Here is a 26,963-nt window from a genome sequence, read left to right as displayed (position 1 = left end):
TAAAAGAGGGGCTTAACTTCGGGTTATGAAAGCAGCTTCACTGGCAGAAATAAAGCGAGAACTAAAAGACCGTGATTCAGAGGAAATCCTTCAACTGTGTCTCCGTCTTGGTCGATTCAAAAAAGACAATAAAGAACTGCTTACCTACTTGCTTTTTGAAGCGCAGGATGAAGGAGGCTATGCTAAGCTATTGAAAGAAGATGTAGATGATATGATGGATGAGATCAATACTACACATCTCTATTACGTCAAAAAAGGACTTCAGAAAATAGTAAGGTCACTTAACAAGTCGCTGAGATACTCAGGGCAGAAGCAAACAGAAGTTGAAGTACGACTATACTTCTGTCAATGCATTAGGAAGGAAGGGATCAAAATCACCCGACATACCACTATCAATAATCTATATCATAGAGAAATTAAACGCATCGAAAAAGCGCTATCGTCTCTACATGAAGACTTGCAGGCTGACTACCAATACGAGATTGATAAGCTTTGATCTACTCATCCTTCAAGGAATCTATTGGATTGGTTTTGGACGCCTGATAGGTATGAATACCGACCGTAAGCCATGTAACAACTAAAGTTCCTAAGCCTGTAAGAGGAAATATCCACCACTGCAACTTTATGTGATAAGCAAAGTCTGTTAGCCAATTGTCCATCAGATACCATGCAACAGGGGTTGCTAAAAGGATGGAAATGCAAATGACTTTTGTGAAGTCTTTTGAGAGCAACTTCAATAGATCATTGATGCTAGCGCCTAGAACTTTTCTTATGCCAATTTCCTTTTTTCTAAGCTCCGACGAATAGATGGAAAGCGCTAGAAGCCCAATGATGGAAATGAAAATACTTAGCCCTGAGAAAAGGGTAAATACTGTCCCAAGTCGCTCTTCTCTCAGGTAATCTGCATGCAAAACATCATCAACAAATCGAAAAGCAAAGGGGCGATCAGGAATTAGTTTTTTCCACTTTTCTTCGAGCTGCGAAATCGTACTTTTCAAATTGCTTCCTTCAATTTTGATTGCAATACTGCTGACTCGTCCAAAGAACTTTTCATTACTTAGAAGCACAAGGGGTTCAATATCCGTACGCAAGGTTCCATAGTTGAAATCCTTCACTATACCTTTAATTGTAAATGGAATTTCAACCAGTTGTCCTTCGTCATGGTCGAGCATGATAAGCTTCTTTCCTACAGGATCAATGATATTCAAGACTTTGACAGCTCTTTCATTCAGAACCACGGATGTGGAATCGTTAGTCCTTGGATCAAAGAACTTTCCCATAGCAAGCTCTAGGCCCATGGTTTTCAACAAGCGATCACCAACTGCCCCTCTGTTGAAAGTGTGTACTTCCGTTGATTCCTGAAATCGATATTCATCCCTCCAGACTCCTTGAAATCCGGGCATCCAAAGTGTTCCAGCGACTTCCTTTACCTCTGGAATTTCTCTTATTTCATCTAGGTAAGATTTGGTGAAATTAGGATCCATATGAAAGGCGCCCTTCAGGACCAGTAGCTCTTCTGTATCATATCCAAGATCCTTTTCTGACAGAAACTGGATTTGCTTGTACAGAACCCAGGTGCTCGAGATCAGGATAATTGATATCCAAAATTGAAAAATTACTAAACCATCCTTAAGCCATTTCCCACTCGTATTTCCAGTAAAATTTCCTTTTAGTACTTTAATAGGTTTAAATGAGGAGAGAATAAAAGCTGGATAAATACCTGCTATTAGTGCAATAAACATGGCTGTTGAAAAGAATACTATTACGTTGATCCAGTTAAAAGCTAAGTATAGAGATGAGTCACTGAGGATATTGAAGTAGGGAAGAGCCAGAAGTGTAAGACCAATTGCGACAACCAGACTAGCAAAGCTGATAATCAACGACTCAGTCAAAAATTGAAAAATTAATTGCGTTTTGAACGAACCCATTACTTTTCTTACACCAACTTCCTTTGCACGTTCCATAGATCGGGCAGTTGACAAGTTCATGAAATTGATACAAGCAATCACAAAGACCAAAATTGCAACTGCAATCAGTATCCTAAGTGTTACAATATTTCCGCCAGCCTTCATTCCCCCAGAAATATCAGGGTCTAAATGAATGCTTGAGATAGGTCTGATGAAGTATCTAAATCCGTTTCCTGCTTCTTTGTAGTCTTTCCAAGTGACTCTGTTGATTCGTTCGATTTCCGCAGCAATATAGGTATCTACCATATCTGGTAGTTTGCTTTCCAGTGTTCGTGGATCAGTACCTGACCTCAACTTAAAATAACACAATGCTCCCCGCAAGTTGAAGTGGTTTTGACTAAACCACTGAATAGACGTTGAGGATAAGATATAGGAAAATTTAATGTGGGAGTTTGGTGGTGCGTCCACAGAAACACCAGTAACAATACAACTTCGTCGGCCTATTGCAATAGGTTTTCCCAGAGGATCAATTTCTCCAAAGAAACGCTTGGCTGTGCTTTTACTTAAAACAACACTATTCGGATTCTTAAGAGCCGAATTTCTATCTCCTCTGAGCATTTCAAAGCTGAAAACAGCAAAGAAGCTGCTATCAGCTATCAATACATTGTCCTCTAGGAAACTCGTTTTCTGTCCTTTTTCATCTACTATTCCTACAGTCTGACTTTCGAATGGACCAGCTACTGCCGTGGCACCATCTACTTCTGGATAGTCTCTCGGCACAATTCCCACAAATGAATAAGGAATCCTATTGTTGATTTCTGTATCACCATTGACAGTTTGCTCTTCCAACATTCGATAGATCCTATCACCATCTTCAAAAGACTTATCGTAGGAGAATTCGTTTTGAAGGTAAAGGCCAATCAGTATGCAGCTTGTCAAACCAATTGCTAAGCCAAATGTGTTAATCGCTGTGAAGCCCTTTCTTTTGTAGAGATTTCTTAGCCCTATTTTGAAATTGTTTTTGAACATTGCGCAAACATAACTATAATTATAGTAATACAACTATTTTTATAGTTAAAAAAGAGTGATTTAATTGCCTTTAGCACATCTTACACAATATAGATTCTCATCTAGATTTAAACTGATTAATGATATCTGACTTGACCCAATAAATCTGCTTATCCCTTGCGAAGAACAAATATTTTCCATCAGGGGAAATGGTTGGAGCAAATTCGGCACCCTCTGTATTGATCCTATTTCCCATGTTTTTGGCTTTGGTCCACGAGCCATTCTCTTTTTTGAAGCACACATATAGGTCAACATCACCATACCCATTTGGTCGGTCGGAGCAGAAAATAAGGAAGCTTTCGTCGGGTGAAATGAGCGGGTCATAATCTAAATTGGGTGAGTTCACTTGATCGCTGAGCTTTCTACTTTTCTGGTATTTTCCATCTTTCATCATCGAGGTGTGAATATTGCTCACATCTCCGATCCAAGGAGAAAAATATAGCGTACCTGACCGAGTAATGGTTGGAAACCAATCCTGACCTTCCGTGTTTACATCGGCTCCTAAATACATCGGTTTTCCCCATGACTGCCCCACTCTTTTTATCATCCAAATATCCATGTTGCCAGTAACAGCGTCTCCCTCATTAACAGGTCGATTTGTACAATAAAGCATTGCTGATCCATCTGGTGTAATCAATGGATCAATCTCTCGATAAGTACCAGGAATCGGTGCAGGTTTCGGATTGGTCCACTTTCCATTTTCAAGTTTAGAAACCATGATTGTTCCCCCATTATATGCTCGAGACTCAGCAGTGAAATAGCATTCCTTACCATCAGCAGTGAAGCTTACTGTATGTAGGTAAGCCCCTTTTGGTAGAAATTCTTCGGCGAAAACCTGAGGATCTAAATCTGGAGTATCTTGACCAAGATAAGTGCTGCTTTCTTGAGCGTAAAGGTTGAAGAACAGGAAAAATTGGACAGATAGGAAAATGAAGATTTTCATGGTTATTTTGTTTAAGCCTCTGTCATAATACTTCTTACAGTGTGCTAAGGTTCAATTATTTTCCTCTAAACCAAATTTGAGCTTATCAAGAGTCTAATTTTTCAGCGATTTCAATGGACTAGCCATTGCTAATTTGAAACACTTCTCTGCCACTACCACTAGAGCAATAAGGAATACAATTAAAAGTGGAATCAAAATCATTGAAGGATCCACGCTGATTCTGAAGGCATAGTTTTCCAACCAATTTTTGCTTCCGACCAGTACTAATGGGATTGCAATAATTGAAGCCAAACCAATGAGTTTAAGGAAATCTAAAAGGAGAACCACCAGGATGTGCATAGATTCAGCGCCAAGTATTTTCCGAATACCTATTTCTTTCTGTTTCTTTTGGGCAATGAAAGAAGACAATCCGAGCATACCCATGTTTGCAATCACTAATGTCATTATTGATAGAAACAGAAACAGTTTCATCATGGACTCTTCAGAGGTTGCTTGATTTTGATAATTTCTCTTGAATAAGGAAAAGAATGGGAGAGCTTTTGCTAAGTAATATTCATTTTTGTCCAAAAACTGATTCAGTGTTTCCCCTTTACCTCCTGGGTAATTTAAAATTACATCTACATAAGTTCGGTAGCGAAAGCCTGTCACGTAAATTTCAGGTTCCTTAGAACTACTTCTGTTTTTTATTACTCCGATTACCTTCCATCTACTCCCTTTAGAAATGAGTGTTTTGTCTATAATGCTATCCGGATGATTATACCCTGCTATGTACATTGCTTCGCGGGTGATGATTGCATTTCCAGCATCGCTTCCAAATACATGATGAAAGTTTCTTCCAGATAAGAAAGAGATATCTGATTTCTGAATGTATGCGTGATCTACTACACTGATTTTAATAAGCTCGTCAATTGAATCAAGCCTTAACCATTGTACGGTTTTAATCTCATTTTTGTAAAGGTTAGAAATAGCATATGCTTCTAATGCATTTGTTTTTTGATACTCATTTAGTCCAAAATAGGCTTCCTCTGTAAATTTTTCGCCGGCACCTGAGGAACCTGGAAAAATGCCAGTAATCGAGACCTCTAGTGGAGAGCGACCACTCTCTTTTAGATATTGTAGCTGTGCATAAACAATGTACAATCCAGACAAGAAACAAATAGATACACCCAATTGAAAAATTAAAAGATACTTAATGACTCGACCAGCAGAACTGAACTGTCTTGAACTCATCAATTCATACTTACTTTTTAAAGATGCTATAGGACTCAGAGAAGTGAGGTAGAAAGAAGGATAAGTTCCTGACAAAACTGTGCTAATGATAAGCAAGGAAAGAATAGCTTCTAAGTAGACAATTAGATCAGCATCTTTGAATGAAGGATATGCAATGCCTGTATGTACTTGAACCGATTGAACGCCTATCAGAAATATGACAATTGCACCGATTGTCGAAATCAAATTGACTAAGAAAGCCTCACCCAATAAAGTAAAGAAAAGCTGTTTTGGTTTTATGCCAAGAAGCTTTCTCACGCCAATCTCTTTTGCTCTATCTATGGAATTGAAAATGGAATTGTTAGTATGATTGGTAGAAGCAAGTAAGAGAATAATTACGGCGATGATTGATAAAAATGTGATTAATCGCTTATTTGCACCAGGCTCTGTATTGCCAGAAATTCCAGAAGCCAGATGGACTTCATTGATAGGGCGTAGTGCCAGCTTATTTAAGCTTACTTTTTCCGGATAATTCACCCCATTGGTTAAATCTTCTGAAAGCACCTGGTTAGCAATAGCTACATAAGAGTAGGTATTGTTTTTTTCTTCCGATTCGATTCTATGGACTTTTCTATCCATAGGCTTGGCTACAAGTGCATCGAATTTTATATGTGTATTGGTTGGACGATCAGTGAAAATTCCGGTTATCACAAATTCCTCTACTACATTTCCGATTCCAGGAGATTTAAGCTTTTTTCCAATGATTGACTTACCTGAAGCTAGCTCTTTCTCAAATATGTCATTTGCTGTTTTACTGGAGAGTAGAATTGAATTAGGCTCGGTTAGGCATGTTGATTTATCTCCTTCTTCGAGAGGTAAGCTAAATACACTGAAAATCGATTGTTCAGCGTAAAATACTTTAGGGATATAGACACCTACTTCAACACTATCATTTTTCTGTTTTCGGAACAAGCCAGTACCTTCCTCTGAAAATGAAATGATACGAGTATAGTCTTTGATTTCGGCAAACTCTTGCTGTAAAAATGGAGCTGCAGACATTGATGTCCGTGCTTCCTGATAGGATAGTCCCTCATCATCAAAAAACTGAGATTCAACTCTATAAACATTGTTTTCAGAAGGAGAAGTATCATAGTTTAATTCAAAATAGATGTAGTGAAATATGAAGAGACATACTGCTATTCCAAAGGTCAGACTGGCAATATTTAGGTAGGAAGACCCTTTGTTCTTTAAAATATTGCGTAGGGTAATAAGCAGGAAGTTCTTTAACATATTCTTATGTAGTAGCTAATGTCAACGAGAACTTGTTCAGGTTGTTTCCTAATTGAAGTGTTGTACGCTATCTAATCATCCCTTAGTGCATCTATAGGATTGGCATTTGCTGCCTTCAATGTTTGAGAGCCCACAGTAATCAAAGCAATAGAGATCGCAATGATTCCAGCGAGCGCCAGCATCCACCAACTGATTTCAATGCTATCCGCAAAGTTTTCAAGCCATTTTCTTCCTAAGAAATAACTTGCAGGGATAGCAACAAGCAGTGCCATGAACACGGATTTAGTAAAGTCATAGGTCATGGCTAGTGTGAGATTCCAGCTGCTGCATCCAAGTACCTTTTTTATTCCCACCTCTTTTACTTTTTGCTTAACTTGAAAAATGGTGAGCCCAAATAGCCCCATACATGAAATTAAAATAGCCAATCCAGAAAAGAGTTTAGAAAGACTTGAAACCCGCATCTCAGAATCATACATAGCTTGATAATCTTGATCTACGAATCTGGGCTCATACGGGTAGTTGGGATTAAACTTTTGGTAAAGAGATTCTATCTTTTCTATTGCTTGAAGCTCTTTTCCCTTTTCAATTTTTGCCATGACATAGTGAGCTCTTTCTGGTCGATACATGAACATGGCGGGCTCCATAGGATTGTGAATAGATTCTGTGGTAAAGTCTTTAACAACACCAATGATTTCTTTCTTTCCCGAGTAATGTTCTACTATTTTACCAATAGGGTCTTCTAGACCCATAATTTTGATAGCAGTTTCGGTGAATATGATGCTATTCTCTTCGTTACTCAGTTGTTCACTGAATGATCTTCCTGCTATCAACTCTAATCCCAAAATATCTATTGACTTAGCATCCCCGTTGTTTTCCCAAAATTGTACTTGTTGATCTTCGGGTTTACCTTCCCAGCTAATACCAGCAGTTCTGTTTTGCATATCTGGACCAACCGAAAAGCCACTTTCAGAAACCAATAAAACGCCTGGAATACTTTCAAGTTCTGTGGTAAAAGCATTACCGTCTTGTAAAAGACGACCCTCTCTTAATAAATAGAGTAAATTATCACGGTCATATCCTAAGTTTTTGTTTAAGGCATAATCCATTTGTTGGCTAACAACTAATGTGCCTACGATCAGAATAATGGAAAGTGAGAATTGGACAAAAACAAGAATTTTCCTACTCCATATTCCACCTAGCTGGCGAGTAAACGTTTTAGCTTTTAGTGCTGAAATAACCTCCATTCCAGACAAATAGACTGCTGGGTACAATCCCGCGATTAAACCAATAGATGGAACAAACAAGAAAACGAACCCAACAAATCTTAGATCAAAACTGAAATCTAATTGCTTACCAGTCAATTGATTGAATGGATCTAACAAAATGGCAACCAATAGAATGGCGATTGAAATAGCTATTGTGCTTAGTATTACTGATTCAAGAAAAAATTGAAATGCCAATACGCCTTTTGTTGCACCAAAGGTTTTTTTGACACCAATTTCTTTGACTTTAAGCGAAGCAAAAGCTGTAGATAGATTGATGAAGTTGATACAAGCAATTAAAAGGATAAAGACAGCAACAATAATGGTTAAATGCACATATTCAATTCTTCCTCCGGCCTGTTCGCCATTCTCATAGTTTCCATAAAGATATTGGTCAGAATAACTTGTAAGAAATAATTCGACTTGTTCATTTTCAGTGTTACTTTTAAAAATCTCGTTGATTTTTTCTTCTATCAGCTCTTTCTGTGAAAGGTCAGTTAGCTTCACCACAGCTCTTCCATAGTAATTACCCCATCCCTTGAAATTGATTAGTTCGTCATGATAAAATGACCAGGGCAAAATGAAATTGAATTGCTCAGAAGTGGCCGAAGTGATATCTTCTAGGATGCCTGCAATACGGAACGTTTTTTCAGTATTCCAAAAATACCATTTGATAGATTCCCCAATGACATCTTCTTCCCCAAACATTCGTTTTGCCAAAGATCTTGTGATCAAAATATTTGAAGGATCTGCTAGCGCCTCTTTATCGCCTTTCCACAATGGGTAGTTAAATACTTTCAGAAAGTCCTTATCACCAAATCTACCGCCAACCTTAAATCCTTGATTTTCTACACTTAAAGTATATTCATGGACATCTGTTGAGACTGCTGAATGGCTTACTTGTGGAATTTGAGCTTCAATTTCTGTCTCAAGTAAACCCGACACACCACGCCATACATTTATTCCATCTGTATTGTTGAATTTGGAATAAACTTGGAATAATTTATCTGAGCCATCATGAAACCGATCTTTTTGAAGTTCATCATTGATCCAGATTGCGCTGAATAAAATGCAGGTTAAGCTAGCTACAAGGCCAACAAGATTAATTGTAAAGACGGTCTTGTGTCTTTTGAATCCTCTAAATGTGATAAGTAGATTATGTTTAAACATACCGTAATAATTTAATCGTTTAGTCCCTTCTAATTGTCGGATAATCCCTGGCCGAAACAGCCTCAGTACATCGAGCGTAAAAAGCCATCTTGAAGGCCTTCTTTCAAATCGTTCCAATAGATCACCTTCAATATCTTCCGCATAGTCTGGATTACAGAACCAGCGGAAAAACTTTAGCCAATATTTTGGAGGTGTTTTATTCATTTCTCAGTGACTCTACCGGATTTGCAAATGCTGCTTTGACTGATTTAGCACTTACGGTGAGTAAGGTGATGAAAAGTGCTCCTAAACAAGAGGCTACTAATAACCATTCCTGAATTTGAATTCGATACTCATAATCTTCAAGCCAGTCACTTAGAAAGTAATAAGCGAATGGTAGTGCAATAAAGCAGGCGATTAGCACAAGTAATACAAACTCGCTAGACAGGAGCTTCCATAAACTAAAAATTGATGCTCCTAATACCTTTCTAATGCCTATTTCCTTTGTTCGTTGTTCCACTATATAAGCTGCCAGCCCAAACAAGCCAAGGCCACTTATAAATATGGCCAATACAGCGAAAACTGTAGATAGCATCCCAATTCGATTGATTGATTTAAATTTTTCTTCATGAACATCACTTACGAACTCAAATGTGAAAGGCACTTTTGATACATGTTGCTTATAAATATCTTCAATGCCCTCAATTGCTTTAAGTGTAGGAACCTTAGGATTGAGTTTTAATAATTGATGATTTGCCATGTCGCCTCGATTAACTACGTACACAGTAGGCCTCACTTCGCTAAATGGACTCTCCACTAATAGATTTTTAACTACACCAATAATTTTGAAATTTTTATTCCATTTGACGATTTTGCCTACTGGGTCATTTAATTGCATATAGTTAGCAGCAGCTTCATTAATGATTATGGTTGAGGAATCGCTGCTCATTTCTGTAGAAAAGTCTCTACCATCAATAATTTTCCAACTAATTGTTTCTCCATAATTATGATTGACAAAGAATGCACAAAACCAAGATTGAAAATTGGGATCTTTGCCTTTCCAGCTAATATCACCATATTCAGTCCACACTTCAGTTAGCGAGGCTGATGTTTGCGTGAAGTGGGAAATCAACCCTGAAGACAATAACTCATTTTTAATTACTTCATTCTTGTTCCAGTGATCTCCAGTCTTCATTTGAATCGAGATGATGCCACTTTGATTATAACCAAGTAGTCTTTTACCCGCATAATTGATTTGCTGGGCTATAATAAGCGTTCCGATGATTAAAATCATCGCAATTGTGAATTGAAAAACCACTAGAAATTTCCTAAATAAAACAGCTGAAAGCGTGTTTTGGTAAGTTCCCTTTAATACTTGAGTAGCATTGAAAGATGACAGGTAAAGTGCAGGATAACTGCCGGATAGAAGGCCCACAAGTACAGCGAATCCTAGCCCAAACGCCCAAAAGTAAGGTGAGCTTAATGGCATGATAATATCTTTACTTGTCAATAAATTGAAGTAAGGCAATGCGAAAAAAGTTGCTAGAGAAGCAATGAGGAAGGCAATAAATACAATGAATACGGATTCAGTTAGAAATTGGGTAATTAGTTGTACACGATTAGTTCCTATAGATTTTCGAATTCCTACTTCTTTAGCTCTCTTGATGGACTGAGCAGTGCTTAGATTCATGTAGTTGACACAAGCCAAAAGCAGTACAAAACCACCAATGATCCCAAACCACCAGATATACTGGATTTCACCTCCTGTCCTTATTCCATTTTTCCAATTTGATCTCAAATGCCAGTCTTTCATAGGGTGAAGAAATATTTTTGTATTGTACTGCTTCCTTTCGGGAGTTAAATGGTCCTGAACTATAGGAGATATTTTCTCACTGACGACATCCATATTTACTCCTTCTCTTAATTGTACAAACAAGTGAAAAGAAGCACCATTCCAACTCATTTTGTTGATCCATTGAATCGAAGCTTCATAAACACTCCAACTACCAATAAAATTGATTCGATGAAAGCGACTATTTGAAGGAATATCTTCAAAAATTCCTGTTACGGTCATGCTCCAATTTTGATGAGTAGTGATGGTTTTTCCGATAGGATCTTCACCACCGAATAAGGACTTAGCGGTAGACGCTGAGATCAATGCACTACTTGCTTCTGATAGGCTATTTCGATTTCCATATAACATATTTAAAGACATGAGATTCGGGGCACTTTCACCCATAAATGCACCGCGAGTAGTGACCTCTACCTCATTGCTCGATAAGGTAAAATCACCTGACCAAGTTGATAGTACAACATGTTCAAAATCATCAGCATATTGTTTTTCCAGTTCAATGGAGAGCGGAAAAGGGATAGTGCCTTTTGTCTGTACTTCTTCATTGACGCTTTGATGTAACATGACTCGAGCTATACGATTATAATGATCGTTTTGTCGATCAAACGAAAACTCATAGTTTATCCAAAGACTAATGAGAATGGTAATAGTCAAACCCATTACAAGTCCACCAATATTTATTAGTGTGAATGATTTTCTTCTGAGTAGATTCCTATAACTGATTTTAAGGTGATGCTTTAGCATACCGTAATTGTTGAGTTTTTGCATTCCACTGACAGGTTTAATTATTTCGGGCCGAAACAGTCTTAATACGTCGAGCGTAAAAAGCCATCTTGATGGTCTTTTTTCGAATCGCTCCAGCAGATCACCTTCAATATCTTCCACATAGTCTGGGTGGCAGAACCAGCGGAAGAATCGTAAGGGATATTTAGGAGGTGTTTTATTCATCCTTTAGTGTCTTTGCCGGATTGAGTTTAGCAACCCCAACAGATTTAAGACTTACTGTTGTGATAGTCAATACCAAAGCACCCATAGCTGCTAATACAAAAACCCACCATTCCAACCCAATTCGGTACTCGTAGCTTTCCAGCCAGTTGCCCAGAGCAATAATGGAAATTGGAATAGCAATAAGACTAGATAGGAGAACTAGCAAAACAAACTCTTTTGACACTAATCGCCATAGGGTAAGTACGGATGCTCCCAGTACTTTCCGTATACCGATCTCCTTGGTCCGCTGTTCTACCAGGAAAGAAGCCAAACCAAAAAGCCCAAGGCAGCTGATAATGATAGCAAATGAGGAGAAAATACCAGAGAGTGAACTTATTCTGTTAATGGATCGAAACTTACGTTCATGTTCGTCACGTATAAATTCAAACTCAAAAGGAACATTGGGATGTACTTTTTCATAGACTTCAGCTACCCTATTGATCGCTTCTACTTTTGCAAGCTGATCATTTAGTCTTATCAGAGTAAAGCTTCTAAAATGTTCTAGGATAAAAAAATAAAAGGTAGGTTTATTGTTTTTAAAAGGAGAGTCAAGGAGAAGATCTTTCACCATACCAATGACTTTGTAGGTGTTTCCTTGCCACTTAATATCCATCCCAACTGGGTTTTCTATACCCATGGTTCGAGCGGCCGTTTCATTGAGTATCACCGCACTTGAATCCGAAGAAAAAGCCTGATCAAAATCTCTTCCTTCTACAGTTTCCCAGTTGATCGTCTTCCCAAAATCATGAGTAACATAGATGGTATTAACCATAGGTGTATAGGTAGGATCCTTGCCTACCCAGGAAAAGTCATTGTTCATCATCCAGGTCTCAGTAAGTGGGTTAGAAGATTCTGCAAGGTGAACAATTGCTCCTGATCGCATGAGCTCATCTTCAAGAAGCTTAGTAGAGTTCCCCGCAATCGAAATAGTGCCTTCACCATCATATCCTAACGGTCTGTTAACTGCATGTTCGATCTGCCGTGTAATGACCATGGTTCCAATGATCAGAGCGATGGAAATGGTAAACTGAAAAACAACCATGGCTTTTCTAAAAATGCTAGCGGATAAATGACTCTGATAAGTTCCTTTTAATACGTGAATGGGCCTGAACGAAGAAAGGTAAAGGGCAGGATAGCTGCCTGATAAAATACCCACAACTAATACAGTACCTAATCCATAACCCCAGTATTGCCAGGTGTCTAACGGAACGCTTATTTGCTTATCAGTTAGGTGATTAAAATAAGGAGTAATGAGATAGGAGATTCCAGTCACGACTAAGAATGAGAGGAATACCAATAGCGTAGACTCAGTCATAAACTGAGCAACCAGCTGATTGCGAACAGATCCAAGTGATTTTCTTATTCCCACTTCTTTGGCTCTTCGGATAGATTGTGCAGTACTTAAATTCATGAAATTGATACAGGCTAGAAACAATACCAGCAAACCTATCAAGCTGAACCAGCGAACATATTGGATACCACCCCCTGATTGAACACCATTATTCCATGAAGATTTTAGGTGCCAGTCTTTCATTGGATGTAGAAACACCGTATTTTTTTCATTTTTTTTGCCATCTGGTAAATGATCATTAATCAGGGTTTGTATTTTTTCATTAGTGGTCTCAATTGCGACATTCTCAGCGGTCGTAGCAAATATTTGATATATGTTGGAATCCCAATCAGCTTGTTCTGCTTTTTCTCTCATCCAGTCATTATTTGTCAGATAAAAATCCAAAGATGCTATGAAACCTATTCCGTTGAAACGACTAGTACGTGGTATATCTTCATATACGCCACGGACAATCATGCCTAAATCATTCATATTTACCATTTGATTCATCGGATCACTATCCCCAAAAAGCGCAAGGGCGGAGCTTTTCGAAAGAAGTATAGCCGCTTCTTCTTTGAGCCCATTTCTGGATCCGCTAATCATTTCGAGCGACATTACATGAGGTGCTGCTGATTGCATAAGAACTCCAGTCATGTTTACTGCATCTTCTCCTTGGGTTATGAGAACATCATAATAAAAAGAAGAGAGCACGACATGATCAAAAACATCATCGTACGTTTTGCTAAGCGTTGTTGCTAGTGGATGAGGCACTGCACGTGTTACTGCAAGATCTTCATTGAAGACTCTTTTTTGCATGACCCTAACTACTCGGTCATAGTTTTCATTGTCTTTATCCCATGACAATTCGTCTTCCACCCACAGCCCAATCATGAGCGTGACTAGCAAGCCTAAAACCAAGCCACTAATATTGATAAATGAAATACTTTTTTGTCTTTTCAGATTTCTAAAGGCGATTTTTAAATCATGTTTTAGCATATCGTAGTAATTGAGTTTTCTAGTTCCTTCTAATTTTCGAATGATGCCTGGCCGAAAGAGTTTTAACACCTCAATTCCGAATCGAAGTGTAGAAGGTCGTTTTTCAAAACGTTCCAAAAGATCACCTTCAATATCTTCCACATAGTCTGGATCGCAGAACCAGCGGAAGAATCGCAAGGGATATTTAGGAGGCGTTCTATTCATTCGTTAGTGTCTCTGCAGGATTTTTGTTTGCTACCTTAAGCGATTGAAAGCTAATGGTTACTATCGCTATCACTAATGCAGCCATTGTCGCTACCGCAAAAACCCAAAGATCAATTGGTGTTCTATAAGCGAAATTTCCCAACCAGCTATCTACAAGAAAGTAAGCAATAGGTGAAGCAATAAGAATGGCAATCAGGATGAGTTTGGTAAATTCTGTGGAAAATGTAATGACAAGCTCAGAAACTCTGGCACCCAATACTTTTCTTATTCCCAGTTCTTTTGTCCGCTGTTCTGCTGAGAAAGCAGCAAGTCCAAATAAGCCCAAGCAAGCAATAACCAGAGCCATGAAGGTGAAGAGGTTTAATATCTGGCCCATACGTTGCTCAGAACGGAATGTATTTTCAAAATCCTGATCCATGAAACTGTACTCAAAAGGGACTGATGGATCCACCTGTGTCAGTTCATCTCGCACATTTTCAATGAGCAGGTCAAGATCCTCACCATTTCTAATTTTTTCAGGATTCATCCTCATGGAATAATAAGATAGACCTCTGCCATAATCCCATACTTTATCATTCAAATGATGGATAATCACCAGAGGTAGAATTTCCTGTTTCACACTGTTAAAATTGAAGTCTTTCACTACTCCGATGACCTCAAACTCATCTTCGTCTCCTGATGCAAGAGCTAGTTTTTTGCCGACAAGGGAATCACTGGCAAAAGATTCCACCGATCCCCAACCTAATAGGCGAATTGCTTCAGCATTGAGAACCACCTTGTATTTGTCATTTGGACGGGATGGATCGAAATTTCTACCTGCAAGAAATTCCAAGCCGAGCAGATCAAGATAGTCTTCTTCAGTACGGAGGTTTCTCAATTGGAACACTTCACTTTCAGCACCTGGAGTCTTGTACCTGTCTCCTGAAGATACCCGAGGAGGAAGCCCAAAGGATTTTCCTACTTTCGTAAAAGCAGGATTTGTTTCCAATCGTGCTTTCAGCTTTTCTGTATCAAACCCCATTTGTTCGATGTTGTGTATTTGTAGGACGTTATCTTTTGCAAATCCCACATCCATGGAAGAAGCATAAGCCAATTGTTTCTGCACGAAAAATGTACATACGATCAGTGCAATTGAAATGGTAAACTGGAAAATAACCAGTCCATTTCTAATTCCTTTACCCTTGAATCCTGCACTGATTTTTCCTTTTAACGTTTCTATAGGTTTGAATGAAGAGAGATAGAAGGCGGGATAACTTCCTGCAAAAATTCCGATGATCAGCACAAATCCAATAATAATCCCATAGAAAAATGGATTATTCAAATGCCCTGTTAATTCAATGTTTTTGTCGGCCAGTGCATTGAATGCATCAAGGGAAAAATAGACGGTTAAAATGGCCAATAAGGTACTTATTGAAGCAAAAAATACAGATTCAAAAATGAACTGATACAACAAGGCCTTTCTTTCCGACCCCAGCACTTTTCTTACCCCAACTTCTTTTGCACGGTTGGAAGATCTGGCAGTTGAGAGGTTCATGAAATTGATGACAGACAAGATGAGAACAAGTAATCCAATAGCACCAAATATTTTAATGAATGCTGGATTGCCCGTAGGGCCGAAGGAATTTGTAGGAGATCCAGATACATAGATTTCGCTCAAGGGCTGAAGATCCAATCTCCATGGGAGACCCCCGGTAAATTCTTCGACCGTCTGATTGAAAATCCGCTCTGTGGTAGGTGCTGCCCATTTTGGTGGGATTGCTTGAAGTTTGCTAATGAGTGAGGGAATGTCAGTGTTCTCAACGACAAGTCCATAGGTAGCAAATGCATTCCAAATCCATTTCCAACCGTGGGCCTGCATCATTTCAGGAAAGCTGCTGAGGGAGACAAGCATATCAAATTGTAGGTGTGACTTGATTGGAACGTCCGCTAAAATTCCGCTGACTACATAAGTTGCCCAGGAATTGTCCCAGTCTTTTACTTCTATCGATTTGCCAATAGCTTCGGATGGTGAGTAATCTTCACCGAAGTATTTTTTTGCAGTTTCATAGGTAAGGATCATGCTCATTGGCTCATTGAGTGCAGTTTTTGCATCTCCTTCAAGAAATTCAAATGAGAATACTTCGAAGAAATTTTCCTCGGCGGCATAAAATTGCAATTCCTTAAACACGGTTGCATTTACGTTTCTGGAGGCTGAGCTCACCGTTTGAGCGCCAAGACTTAGCACGCGTGTTATTTGTTCAAACTCAGGGACTTCCTCTCTCAATGCTGTGGCTACATTTGGTCCGGTGGTGGAGATTTGCTCAGTCCAATCTAACCAGATATTTGGTTGATTGACTCGGTAGATGCGATCACCATTTGCATGAAATTGATCATACGTGGTTTCGTCATAGACATAGAGGCCTATCACAACACTAGTAGCTATACCAATGGTGAGCCCAAGTACATTTAGTAGAGTAAATTGTTTTTGGCGAATCGCATTTCTCCAAGCGATTTTTAAATTGTTTTTAAACATATCGTAGTAGTTGAGTTTTTTAGCCCCTTCAAAATTTCGGATGATGCCTGGACGGAAAAGCCTAAGCACGTCCATAGTGAACAGCCATTTGGCTGCCCTTTTTTCATTAGTCCTTTTTTCAAATCGCTCTAATAGGTCGCCTTCTATGTCTTCCACATAGTCCGGATGACAGAACCAGCGAAAGAAGCGAAGGGGATATTTTGGAGGTGTCTTATTCATATTTCAATGTATTAGCTGGGTTGGTCTTAGCAGCTTTAAGCGTTTGATATCCAACTGTAATCCATGAAATTAGAAGTGCCACAGATCCAGCGCCTATGAAAAACCACCATTCAAGCTCAATGCTGAATGCAAAACCTTGAAGCCAGTTCCTTGCGATAAAATAACTGATTGGAAGGGCGATAATAATGGCGATTAGAACCATTCGAGTAAAATCCCCAGATAGCATTTTTACAATTTGGAAGACACTTGATCCCAATATCTTCCGAATGCCAATTTCTTTTATCCTTTTTTCTGCAGTAAAGGAAGCTAGGCCAAAGAGACCTAGACAAGAGATCAGGATAGCTATGCCAGCAAAATATTTTGAAAGTTCACTTACCTTGTTTTCTGATTCATAGAGGTACTGATATTCACTCTCCAGGAATCGATAGTTTAGTTCATAACCGGGATTGAATTCACTGTAAAAATCCTCTAATTGTGAGATGGCATATTGTTGATCTCCTGGCTTAAGTCGTATCACGATGCTCGATAGGTACTGTGTAGGTGCCAGATGAAAGAAAAGCGGACCTATATTTTCATGCAATGATTGAAAATGAAAATCTTCTACTATTCCAATGATCTTTACGTCATTTCCCCAAAATTTCAAAGTTGCACCGATTGGATCTTCCAGATTCATGAGTCTTGCAGCTGATTCATTGATCATGATATTAGCATCCCCCGTGTATTCTCTAGAAAAGCTGCGCCCTTCTTTTACGGTGAGCCCCAATGTTTCTATAAAATCATAATGGACGATGAACCGACTAAAACTTGAACTCGTTTCTGTACCGTTCCATTCAAGTTCTCCACCTGGAGCAAGAAACATTCCGTTGGTCATTCCGGAAGCATTTTCTACACCCGGGACTTTTTTCATTTCATTAATGAACGTGTCAAAACTTTCTGAAATCTTCCCATTACTTTCAAAAAGCAGTACGTTTTCTTTGTTATAACCGAGATTCTTATTTTGAACAAACTCGATTTGTTTTAAGACCACAATCACGGAAACTATTAAAATAATAGAAATAGAAAACTGGAAAATCACAAGCCCTTTCCTTAGCAAGGTCTCACCAACAGAGCTTTTGAAGTTTCCCTTGAGAACCATTATTGGATTGAATCCAGATAGATAGAAAGCAGGGTAGCTTCCTGAAATTAAGCCGGCAGCTAAGGCGACTATCAACGCTGATATTATAAGATTAAAATCAAATGAAACAACAAGCTGCTTATCGGTAATCGAATTGAACTGAGGCATTAGAATGAAAACAATAAGCCCTGCCACAATCAAAGAAACCAGAGTCATTAAAATCGATTCACTTAAGTACTGGACAATTAGATTTCCACGACTGGCGCCAGAGGCTTTTTTTACTCCAAGCTCCTTTATTCTTCTTGAAGCTCTCGCCGTAGAAAGGTTCATAAAATTGATGCAGGCAATGATGAGAATGAATAAGGCAATGATTGAGAAGAGTTTTACATACTGTATTCTGCCACCGGATAAGACGCCATTTTCATAATTGCCATAGAGATAGCTTTCCGAATAAGGCTTTAAAAACAAATTAATCTTGGAGTCTGCTACCTTAGATTGCATGAAATCGGAAATTCGTTGATTCACTGCCTGAACGTTTGCTTCTTTTTTTAGCAAGACATAAGCGACTGAGATTGGAGCGTACCAATTAGCATGCTGTTCTTTCTGATAAATCTCAAAAGGAAGTAAGAAGTCGAATTGATCTGTAGAATTGCGAGGAGGTGCTTTGAAAATACCAGTGATTATTGAAGCACCGTTCTGAGAAGGGGTAGCCCATTCAATTGTTTTTCCAATGGCATCATCCTCGGTTTTAAAAAGTCGCTTAGCTAATTGACTTGAGATGGTAATCGAATTTGGGTCGGATAAGATTTGATTTTGATTTCCTTTGAGGAGCTCATAAGAAAACAAATGGAAGTAATCCTCTGATGCATATTTACCTACCGCTTTCAATTTTTTAATTTCAGTTGAAAGATTGAAAACAATATGCCACTTTGGATCAGTGGTACTTACTGCCTTATCGATTTCAGGGAATTCTTCTTTTAGAGCCTTTGACAGAGGTGGAGGCATTCCATTCCAGGTGTTGATTCCTTCAGAGCTTTTGAAATTTCCCATCACGCTAAAAAGACGTAAATCTGTTTCATGGAATTTATCGATGCTTAGTTCATCATTTACCCATAAGTAAATCAATAGTGTGCATGCCAGACCAGTTGATAATCCAATCAGATTGATGAAAAATGAGCTTTTGTATCTTTTGAAGCTCCTAAATGTGATAAGAAGATTATGTTTAAACATGCCGTAATAGTTAAGTTTTTGACCACCTCCAGCGGGCCTTATTATTTCTGGTTTTAGAAGTTTCAATACCTCAATGGCAAAAAGCCATCTGGATGGTCTTTTTTCAAATCGTTCCAACAAATCCCCTTCTATGTCTTCCACATAGTCCGGGTTACAGAACCATCGAAAGAACTTTAGCCAATATTTTGGAGGAGTTTTACTCATCTTTTAATGACTGAATTTCACTACGAATTCAGGAACAGCATTCCATAGTCCGAGTCGCTGTTCTTTGGTTTCTTGCAGGATGTTTTTACCCGCTGAGGTTAAGTGAAAGAAACGTTTACGTTTACCACCTCGAACGGCAGTAGCTTCTCCCATTTCTGAAGATAGGTAGCCTTTTTTCTCTAGTCTACGGAGAACAGTTTGAAGCGCTCCAATGCTCACCTTTCTGTTGAGCCGCTGTTCCATCTCTTCAATGATGGCAAATCCATAAGCGTCATCGGTGAGAATGGCGACTGTCAGCATCACCACTTCTTCAAATTCTCCTAATTGATGTTTTCCCATTGTATTGATATTTACCTCAAATGTAGTAATAATAAATATCTTATACCTTAATTGTAGTTTTAATGTCTCAATTGAGTACAACTATTTTTAAAAATGTTAGCTTCAATACGTTTGGGGAGTTTTTAATACCTCAAAAGAGGTTAGGTCCTGAGTGAATAATATCTTCGCGGTTATGAAAATGAAAAACCTTACCTTTTTAGCAATAGGAGCGTTAGCATTCTCTTGCCAACCTGCTCAAGAAAAAGAGACTGCCGAAGAAACAGTTCCTGTTTATCAAAAGCCAGCGCATCACTCAGAGTCACTAACCAAAGTATTTGACGCACATGGTGGCCATGAGCAATGGTCTACTATGAAATCACTCTCTTATAAAAAAGGAGAAGAGTCTACTATTACTAACCTTCAGAATAGAAAGATCAGACTTGAATCTCCAAACCAGACAATTGGTTTTGATGGGCAGGATGTATGGGTAACTCCTGATTCTGTGGATGCAAGCAGAGCTCGATTTTATCATAACTTGTATTTCTATTTTTATGCTATGCCATTTGTAGTAGGAGATCCCGGAGCTAACTATGAAGATGTAGAGCCTAAGGAATTGGATGGCAAGACCTACAGTGGTATCAAAGTATCCTACAATGCAGGAGTAGGTGATGCCCCTGATGATAATTACATCGTTTGGTATGATCCTGAAACAGGCAAAATGGAATGGTTGATGTACACCGTAACGTATAGAAGTGGTGAGCCTAGTGATAAGTTCAGCCTTATCAAGTATGGGACTTGGCAAGAATTTAACGGTGTAGTGCTTCCAACCTCGCTACAATGGTTTCAATATGATGGTGAATCGGTTGGTGAGGCAAGAGGAGAAGCAACTCCGTTTGAAAACATTCAAATCACAGCTGATGCACCGGATGAGAGTTTGTTTGCAATGCCTGAAGGAGCGCAGGTGGCTCCAAAGTAGACAGCTAAAACCAGTCAAGATTTCAAAGGGAACATTTAATGTTCCCTTTTTTTATTTTTTATTTTTTTTCATCCACATACAACCAATCAAGAGGTTTTCTCTACTTTAATTCAAAAGCGCTTTTAAGTGACTCAGTTGCCAACGGAGATAGAACGAAAATTAATTGAAAGATGCCTCGATGATGATCGAATGGCTCAGAGAGAACTTTTCTTAAAGTATAAAGATGCTATGTACACCATACTATGCCGTATGTTGAATGATGAAGAAGAGGCAGCAGATGCTTTGCAAGAGACTTTTGTGTCTGTTTTCAAAGCACTAAACTCTTACAAACATCAATCGACATTAGGCGCTTGGATCAAAAGTATTGTCGTTCGTACCGGAATAGCTTTCTTAAGAAGAAAATCAAGACTAGAGGTAATTCCTGTTGATCAAGTAAACAGTGAACCTATTATATGGCCAGAAAGTCTAAACGGAGAGATTTTAGAGAAAGCAATAGCTCAGCTATCGGATGGCTATAGGAGTGTGTTTCTTTTGATTGAAGTAGAAGGATATTCTCATCAAGAGGTTGGGAAGATGCTTGGAATAAGTGATGGCACCTCTAAATCTCAGCTGTACCATGCCAAGAAGCGCTTGCAACAAATGCTAAAAGAGAACTAAAAATGGAGGAGCAAAACAAGGAACATTTACTAAGAGCAATTTCTGAGTTTTCAAATGTTGAAGCTCCAGACGTTTGGTCAAACATTGAATCTCAATTGAGCAAGACTGAGGACAACAAAAATTCCCTTGAAAAGGCCGTTGGACAGTTACCACAAAAACAAGCTCCGGACATCTGGTTCCCAATAGAAGTTTCTCTTCCAAAGAAGCAGAGTTTTCATTCCAAATGGATGGTGGCTGCTTCTATTGTGCTCTTTTTGTGCAGTGTTTTCTTATTTGTTAGCTCTTACGAAAATAGCGAAGAGTCAGAGCTTGTACATTCTACTGAGATACTTGAAAACTTCAATGTGGCGTTGGAAATTGAATCATTGGATACGGGCGAAGATGCCATTTTGAATTACATCCGGACAAATTGCAGAAGATTGGCTCTAACGTGTAATGACCCAGAATTTAAGGGGTTATTGGAGACATATATAGAGCTTAATGAGGCCAAGGAGGAATTAGTCCAAGAACTGGAAAAGAAAAACCAACCTCAGCTAATGAAGTATCTGATTCGGGTAGAAAAGAATCAGACAAAAGTGGGCAAAAACATGCTTAAAAAATTGAGAAATTCATGAACAAGATTAAGGCATACATCTTATTCTGCGTGATCTTGGGCTACACAGAGTCTTTTGCCCAAACCCAGGTAGAAGTGATTACCAAAACGGTTGAAAAAACCATTCCATTAAGAAGTGGATATGATGTCTCCCTACAAGGTCAAGGGGCTAAAATTTTCGTTGGAGAATCAGAATCGAATGACATTCGGGTTCGCCTGAAACTAATCTCTAAAGGTCTTACGAAAAGCATAGCAGAAAGAGAACTAGAATATCAAAAATATGCGATTGATGAGTTCAAAAAAACTGTTGTTATTCGGAATTATTTGCTACTCCCTAGCAACAAGGAGCTTTCCACTATTCAAGAGACTGTAATGGAAGTTCGTATTCCAAAAGGAGTGGATCTTTCCATTACTAATTCATTTGGCTCAATCGAACTGATAAAGTTGACAGGTAAAATGGATATCAAAAATGATTATGGAGACATCATAATTAATGACTTTAATGGAGAATGTATAATTAAGGGAAACTATGGAGACTTCAAAGGATCGAACCTGAAGGGCAAATTATTCTTAGACACAGATCATGTTGAGATTACATTGGATTCTTTTACAGGCACATCAAAGATCAACTCTAACCTTGGCAATGTATTAATCAAAAATCCGTACCAGATGAAGCATCTGGAAATCAACGGGGAAAAATCAGACATCACTATTGAAACTAGAAACCTTAAATCCTACCTGTGGAAGATTAGATCAAAATACGGTTCTCTTGATGTTCCCCATAGCATGCAGGAAGCTGATTCAGATAAAAGTGAAACGAAGATTCTCTCCGGGAATGAAAACCAGCCACTGATTGAATTGTCAACAGATTTTGGAGACATTATGATTAAACAGCAATGAAGAAACTATCTCTACTTATCATATTAGCTCTCATTACAATACCCCTGTGTGCTCAGGATACTTCTATTGAATCTTCTACGGAGCAAATGGACAGTGTAAAATTCTCTAGGTTGGTAAAAAGCTATAGAGGAATTGTGATGGCAGAGCGTGAAGAAACCACTTTAGTTAAACTTGACCTTTTTGGTCCTCTTCTGTATCTCATGTCCGGGATCGATACGGCAAAACTCAACCTCATTGGAATTTCCTTTGAGAGGAAGTTCAAGCCTGAGTGGAGCTGGATTGTGGCATTCAGCGGGCAAGCCAATAAAATTGAATTTACTGAACTCAGGTACAGAGGAGGAATAAGGTACTACTTTGATATGAAGCAGAGGATACTTCGTGGGAGAAGCGCAAATAACTTCTCAGCTAATTATTTGAGCGCCAGAACCAATTACAAACACAGACCGAATGAAGCCGATAGCCAGTTATCAATAGACATTCTGTTAGGTGTCCAAAGGAGACTATGGAAATACGGCTATCTGGATGTTGATATAGGTATTGAAAATATTATATCCTCGTTTGAGGACAATACTCCCGGCATTGATTTTACCACAAGCATTCAACTGGGGATAGCCTTCTAAATAACTAAACAAATACTTATCATGAATTTAAATCGAAATTTTATTCGACTGGGACAGCTATGTCTTCTCAGTTTGGTCAGCGTCAGTGGCTGGTCCCAGGAAAATGCGCAGGATAGTGATTCTGTACTTAATATTCCTACAAGCAGGTACTTAACCCTCGGAGTAGGGAGTATGGCGGTACAGCTAAATGACGAGCATATGTCCCCGCTGAATTACTATGGAAGCTCCATGTATCTCCAACTGGGAGCATTCAAGCGTAAAAAGAAAACACTCCGAAATTTAACCATAGGACTGAATTATAGTACCATTGGCGCAAGAGGAGATAATCGAGAAATTGATCCAAGAGGCCAGTATTTTAGGATCGACCTGGCTTATGCACAGCAGTATTACATCCGTTCTTTCTGGAATGGAACTACCCGATGGTATGTCGGAGGGAAAATTAGGTCTCATTCAAATGTGCGCATGAATCCACAATTAGATGGAGCCTTCATCACGTTCTTGTTTACAAATGGGTTGTTTGCAAGCTCTGTTTTGGAAAGAGAGGTTCGAATTTCCAAGAAACCTCTTACAGTAAGTTGGCAGCTAGATCTTCCAATCATCAACCACACAATTCGTCCGAGTTATCTGAATATTTATGACTTTGTCAATCCAGAGAATGATTGGGTAGAAGAACGATTGGATGACAGCAAATGGAGGTCCATCACATCTTTCACAAATGTGACTTCCACCATTTCTCTACTCTACCCGATAAGTACTAGCAATGTTTTACGGTTTTCTTATGAGTGGGACTTTTATCATATCGATAGTGAGCTAAAGGCTACCAATGCTACTCACACCTACTTGTTCTCCTTCTTATTCCACTTTTAAAATACAGTTATGAAAAGAATAGTTTATCTGCTTATTGTTCTGCTAGTTAGTTGCGAAGAACCTTTTTTTGGTGAAGACCCCTCAAATGACCCTGTCACCAATTTTGATATTTTGTGGGATAGAATGGATGAACGATACTCGTTTTTCGAGTATAAGAATGTCGATTGGGATTCTGTGTATGCGGTTTATAGACCAATGGTTTCTAGCGAATCAACACCCCAAGAGCTTTTTGATGTGATAGAAGATATGATGAATACACTCAGAGATGCACACGTAAATCTTAGGACGGATTTCGACATTTCATTTTATAACTATTCTGGGGATGCGCCACGCAACTTTCATTTTCACGATGTAAGAAATAATTACTTGGGCGAGAGCCTTCGAATTACAGGTAATCTGTTGAATGGAGTGATTGACTCAGTCGGCTACATTCATTATCCGAGTTTCCAACTACCGATTGAGGAAAAAGAGCTGGACTTTATGGTGGAACGATTCAATGGCCTTAAAGGGCTGATTATTGATATCAGAGATAATGAAGGAGGAGATCCGGAGTTTGGTTTTAGGCTCGCAAGAAGAATAGCAACAGAGAGGACTCATATCTATACCACTATCTATAAAAATGGGCCGGAAAGAGGGGATTTCACCACTCCAACAGAAGCATACTTGGATATAAATGATAGTCCAAAATTCGATTTGCTAGTTGTTCTACTTACCAATAGAGTTACATACAGTGCCGGCAATTTCTTCACAGCAATGATCAAAGCACTTCCGAATACTATAGTAATAGGCGATACGACGGGAGGAGGTGGAGGAGTACCTTTAGGATGGGAGCTCCCCAACGGATGGAATTTTAATTTTTCAAATTCAATCACCTATCTACCAAATGGATTTATTATTGAGGATGGGATTCCACCAGACGTTCAGGTAGATATTACTGATGAAGATCGGTTGAACGGAAGAGACACGATTCTGGAATACGCAATAGACCAGTTAAATTGAATCAGGCAGTCTTACTTCCTTTAGTCAGGAGGTAGGCTTTTTGATTGCAGTATCATGGAAGCCCGCTCTAAGCCAGCGGCTTCCATCATACACCCAAAGGTTCGTCACTCTAAAAGCTTTTTCAAAAGAGACTCCATCTTCTTCTCCGGAAGATAGGATTTTTGCAGTCACGATAGCAGTTTGATCATGTGACTCAATCGATACTTCTTCCATCATATATTGGTGAATAATTAATTCGCCTCTTTGCAGCTTTTTACTTCTTGCTTTCATGTACTTCATCCATTGACTTTTCCCAAAAGACTTCCAGGAGCTGTTCGTGTGCACATAATTATTAGTGATCATTGAGGAAAGCTGCAGGGTATCCCCTTTTTCAAATGCGTCGTTAAATTCCTGTATGGCAACTTCTAAATCTGCTATGGATCCTTCTGTTTTAGAAACACATGAATAGGTCAAAAAAGCGATGAAAATAGTAAGGAGAAGTTTCATTTTATCTTTGAGGCTTATCACCCAATTTACATGAAACATATATACACCTCAATCGTCATTTTTGTTGCTACTTGTACGAGCTTATTTTCACAAGAAAAAAAATCCCCCATTGATGATCTTCCTGATTATATCAAACAAGTCACTTTCTTTGGTGAACGTGCTGACTGGTCACATGATGGTGAAAGAATACTTTTTATAGAAAAAACGTTTGGTGATGTTTTCGAGGTGGAAATTGCAACGGGGAACATCCGACCAATGACCCATCATTTTTTCCATGAAGGTTTTGTGCGTGCTCTTTATTTATCAAATGGAGATATTCTTCTTTCAGGAGCAAAAAACTTCAATTCGGATGATCCCTGGAAAAGTAGAGATGCTAGGAATACAGAATTATGGGTACTGAAAAGAGACCTTAAATCTGCCCCAACGTCATTGGGAGTACATTGTAAAGAAGGCCCTGCGGTATCACGTACCAAAATGAATATTGCTTGGGCTCTGGGCTCAACAATCTATCAGGGAGAAATAGCTTACGAAGAAGGTAAGCCAAAACTTAAAAATTGGAAACCTCTTTTTCAATCCTCAGATCTACCTACACCTGCGAAGGGATGGGATTTAGAAACGCAAAATTTTAGACCAGGAAATGAAAGTGAACTCATTTTTTATGCCTTTGGTGGAAACTTTGGCTTTCAGGCAGAAGTATTGGGGTACGATATTGAGAAGAAGGCTTTCGTAAATTATTCTAAAAGTGAGAGTACGTATGACGAAGCTGAAGGAACATTTCCTAACGGCCTTAGCCTTTTAGTAGAGAGTAACAGGCACAGGACAAAATATAAAGGCATGAAAGAATTTTTGACACTTGATCTTTACAAGATGAAGTTGGATGAATCTGGAGAGGTAGAACGAATCACGTATTTCAATGATAACCCTGAGTTCAAAGCATCAAATGGAGTAATCAGCGATGATGGCAAGTACATGGCTTTTCAGTATGCGCATGCGGAAGATCCGGCTGGAAAAGGAAGGGGAATTTTGATACTTGACTTAAAAGCCTGGGAAAAGAAAAAGGGGAAGCGATAAC

Annotated in this window: 19 protein-coding genes; 9 read left to right on the top strand and 10 right to left on the bottom strand. The window is 38.8% G+C overall.

Annotated elements, in window-relative coordinates; translation table 11 throughout:
• The first annotated feature begins 25 nt into the window (after window positions 1-25).
• Window positions 26-496, top strand: a complete 471-nt coding sequence (locus ABJQ32_14320; protein MEP5290822.1) for a hypothetical protein — start codon at window positions 26-28, stop codon at window positions 494-496.
• 1 nt (window position 497) lies between these two features.
• Here ABJQ32_14320 and ABJQ32_14315 read toward each other — a convergent pair whose 3' ends face one another.
• The 9 genes from ABJQ32_14315 to ABJQ32_14275 all read right to left on the bottom strand — a co-directional run bounded on the left by ABJQ32_14315 (window position 498) and on the right by ABJQ32_14275 (window position 19,815).
• Window positions 498-2,936, bottom strand: coding sequence for an ABC transporter permease (locus ABJQ32_14315; GenBank protein MEP5290821.1), 2,439 nt, complete (start codon window positions 2,934-2,936; stop codon window positions 498-500).
• 97 nt (window positions 2,937-3,033) lie between these two features.
• A complete protein-coding gene (locus tag ABJQ32_14310; protein MEP5290820.1) occupies window positions 3,034-3,918 on the bottom strand; it encodes a hypothetical protein in 885 nt (294 codons plus the stop codon).
• A 93-nt stretch (window positions 3,919-4,011) separates the two neighbouring features.
• Window positions 4,012-6,417: an FtsX-like permease family protein gene (locus ABJQ32_14305; GenBank protein ID MEP5290819.1), complete on the bottom strand. Its 2,406-nt coding sequence runs from the start codon at window positions 6,415-6,417 to the stop codon at window positions 4,012-4,014.
• Between the two features lie 71 nt (window positions 6,418-6,488).
• A complete protein-coding gene (locus ABJQ32_14300) occupies window positions 6,489-9,053 on the bottom strand; it encodes an FtsX-like permease family protein (protein MEP5290818.1) in 2,565 nt (854 codons plus the stop codon).
• The gene (locus ABJQ32_14295; GenBank protein MEP5290817.1) at window positions 9,046-11,628 is read right to left on the bottom strand and encodes an FtsX-like permease family protein; all 2,583 of its coding nucleotides are present in this window, start codon (window positions 11,626-11,628) and stop codon (window positions 9,046-9,048) included. The genes ABJQ32_14300 and ABJQ32_14295 overlap by 8 nt, the downstream gene beginning before the upstream one ends.
• Window positions 11,621-14,197 carry an FtsX-like permease family protein gene (locus ABJQ32_14290; GenBank protein MEP5290816.1) on the bottom strand — a complete coding sequence of 859 codons (2,577 nt, stop codon included), beginning with the start codon at window positions 14,195-14,197 and terminating at the stop codon, window positions 11,621-11,623. Before ABJQ32_14290 ends, ABJQ32_14295 begins: the two co-directional genes overlap by 8 nt.
• Window positions 14,190-16,928, bottom strand: a complete 2,739-nt coding sequence (locus ABJQ32_14285) for an ABC transporter permease (GenBank protein MEP5290815.1) — start codon at window positions 16,926-16,928, stop codon at window positions 14,190-14,192. Before ABJQ32_14285 ends, ABJQ32_14290 begins: the two co-directional genes overlap by 8 nt.
• Window positions 16,921-19,476: an ABC transporter permease gene (locus ABJQ32_14280; GenBank protein MEP5290814.1), complete on the bottom strand. Its 2,556-nt coding sequence runs from the start codon at window positions 19,474-19,476 to the stop codon at window positions 16,921-16,923. Before ABJQ32_14280 ends, ABJQ32_14285 begins: the two co-directional genes overlap by 8 nt.
• Window positions 19,477-19,479: 3 nt before the next feature.
• Complete coding sequence (locus ABJQ32_14275) at window positions 19,480-19,815, bottom strand: helix-turn-helix transcriptional regulator (GenBank protein ID MEP5290813.1); 336 nt, start codon at window positions 19,813-19,815, stop codon at window positions 19,480-19,482.
• 178 nt (window positions 19,816-19,993) lie between these two features.
• Between ABJQ32_14275 and ABJQ32_14270 the strand changes: the two genes are divergently transcribed.
• The 7 genes from ABJQ32_14270 to ABJQ32_14240 all read left to right on the top strand — a co-directional run bounded on the left by ABJQ32_14270 (window position 19,994) and on the right by ABJQ32_14240 (window position 25,405).
• Complete coding sequence (locus ABJQ32_14270; protein ID MEP5290812.1) at window positions 19,994-20,770, top strand: DUF6503 family protein; 777 nt, start codon at window positions 19,994-19,996, stop codon at window positions 20,768-20,770.
• Between the two features lie 126 nt (window positions 20,771-20,896).
• Window positions 20,897-21,427, top strand: coding sequence for an RNA polymerase sigma factor (locus ABJQ32_14265; protein MEP5290811.1), 531 nt, complete (start codon window positions 20,897-20,899; stop codon window positions 21,425-21,427).
• Between the two features lie 2 nt (window positions 21,428-21,429).
• Window positions 21,430-22,041 (top strand): hypothetical protein, encoded by a 612-nt coding sequence (locus ABJQ32_14260; GenBank protein ID MEP5290810.1) that lies wholly within the window; start codon window positions 21,430-21,432, stop codon window positions 22,039-22,041.
• Window positions 22,038-22,919 (top strand): DUF4097 family beta strand repeat-containing protein, encoded by an 882-nt coding sequence (locus tag ABJQ32_14255; protein ID MEP5290809.1) that lies wholly within the window; start codon window positions 22,038-22,040, stop codon window positions 22,917-22,919. The genes ABJQ32_14260 and ABJQ32_14255 overlap by 4 nt, the downstream gene beginning before the upstream one ends.
• On the top strand, window positions 22,916-23,539 hold the full coding sequence (locus tag ABJQ32_14250; GenBank protein ID MEP5290808.1) for a hypothetical protein: 624 nt from the start codon (window positions 22,916-22,918) through the stop codon (window positions 23,537-23,539). The genes ABJQ32_14255 and ABJQ32_14250 overlap by 4 nt, the downstream gene beginning before the upstream one ends.
• A gap of 21 nt (window positions 23,540-23,560) precedes the next feature.
• Window positions 23,561-24,406 carry a hypothetical protein gene (locus tag ABJQ32_14245; GenBank protein ID MEP5290807.1) on the top strand — a complete coding sequence of 282 codons (846 nt, stop codon included), beginning with the start codon at window positions 23,561-23,563 and terminating at the stop codon, window positions 24,404-24,406.
• A gap of 9 nt (window positions 24,407-24,415) precedes the next feature.
• Window positions 24,416-25,405 carry a S41 family peptidase gene (locus ABJQ32_14240; GenBank protein MEP5290806.1) on the top strand — a complete coding sequence of 330 codons (990 nt, stop codon included), beginning with the start codon at window positions 24,416-24,418 and terminating at the stop codon, window positions 25,403-25,405.
• Window positions 25,406-25,429: 24 nt separating this feature from the next.
• Here the strand turns inward: ABJQ32_14240 and ABJQ32_14235 are convergent, their stop codons facing one another.
• A complete protein-coding gene (locus ABJQ32_14235; protein MEP5290805.1) occupies window positions 25,430-25,891 on the bottom strand; it encodes a nuclear transport factor 2 family protein in 462 nt (153 codons plus the stop codon).
• Window positions 25,892-25,921: 30 nt separating this feature from the next.
• Here ABJQ32_14235 and ABJQ32_14230 point away from each other — a divergent pair, with 30 nt between their 5' ends.
• Window positions 25,922-26,962 carry a hypothetical protein gene (locus ABJQ32_14230; GenBank protein ID MEP5290804.1) on the top strand — a complete coding sequence of 347 codons (1,041 nt, stop codon included), beginning with the start codon at window positions 25,922-25,924 and terminating at the stop codon, window positions 26,960-26,962.
• Window position 26,963: the final 1 nt, after the last annotated feature.

The organism is Marinobacter alexandrii (assembly GCA_039984955.1).
Lineage (GTDB): Bacteria > Bacteroidota > Bacteroidia > Cytophagales > Cyclobacteriaceae > Ekhidna.
This window is presented reverse-complemented; position numbering and strand designations above follow the sequence as displayed.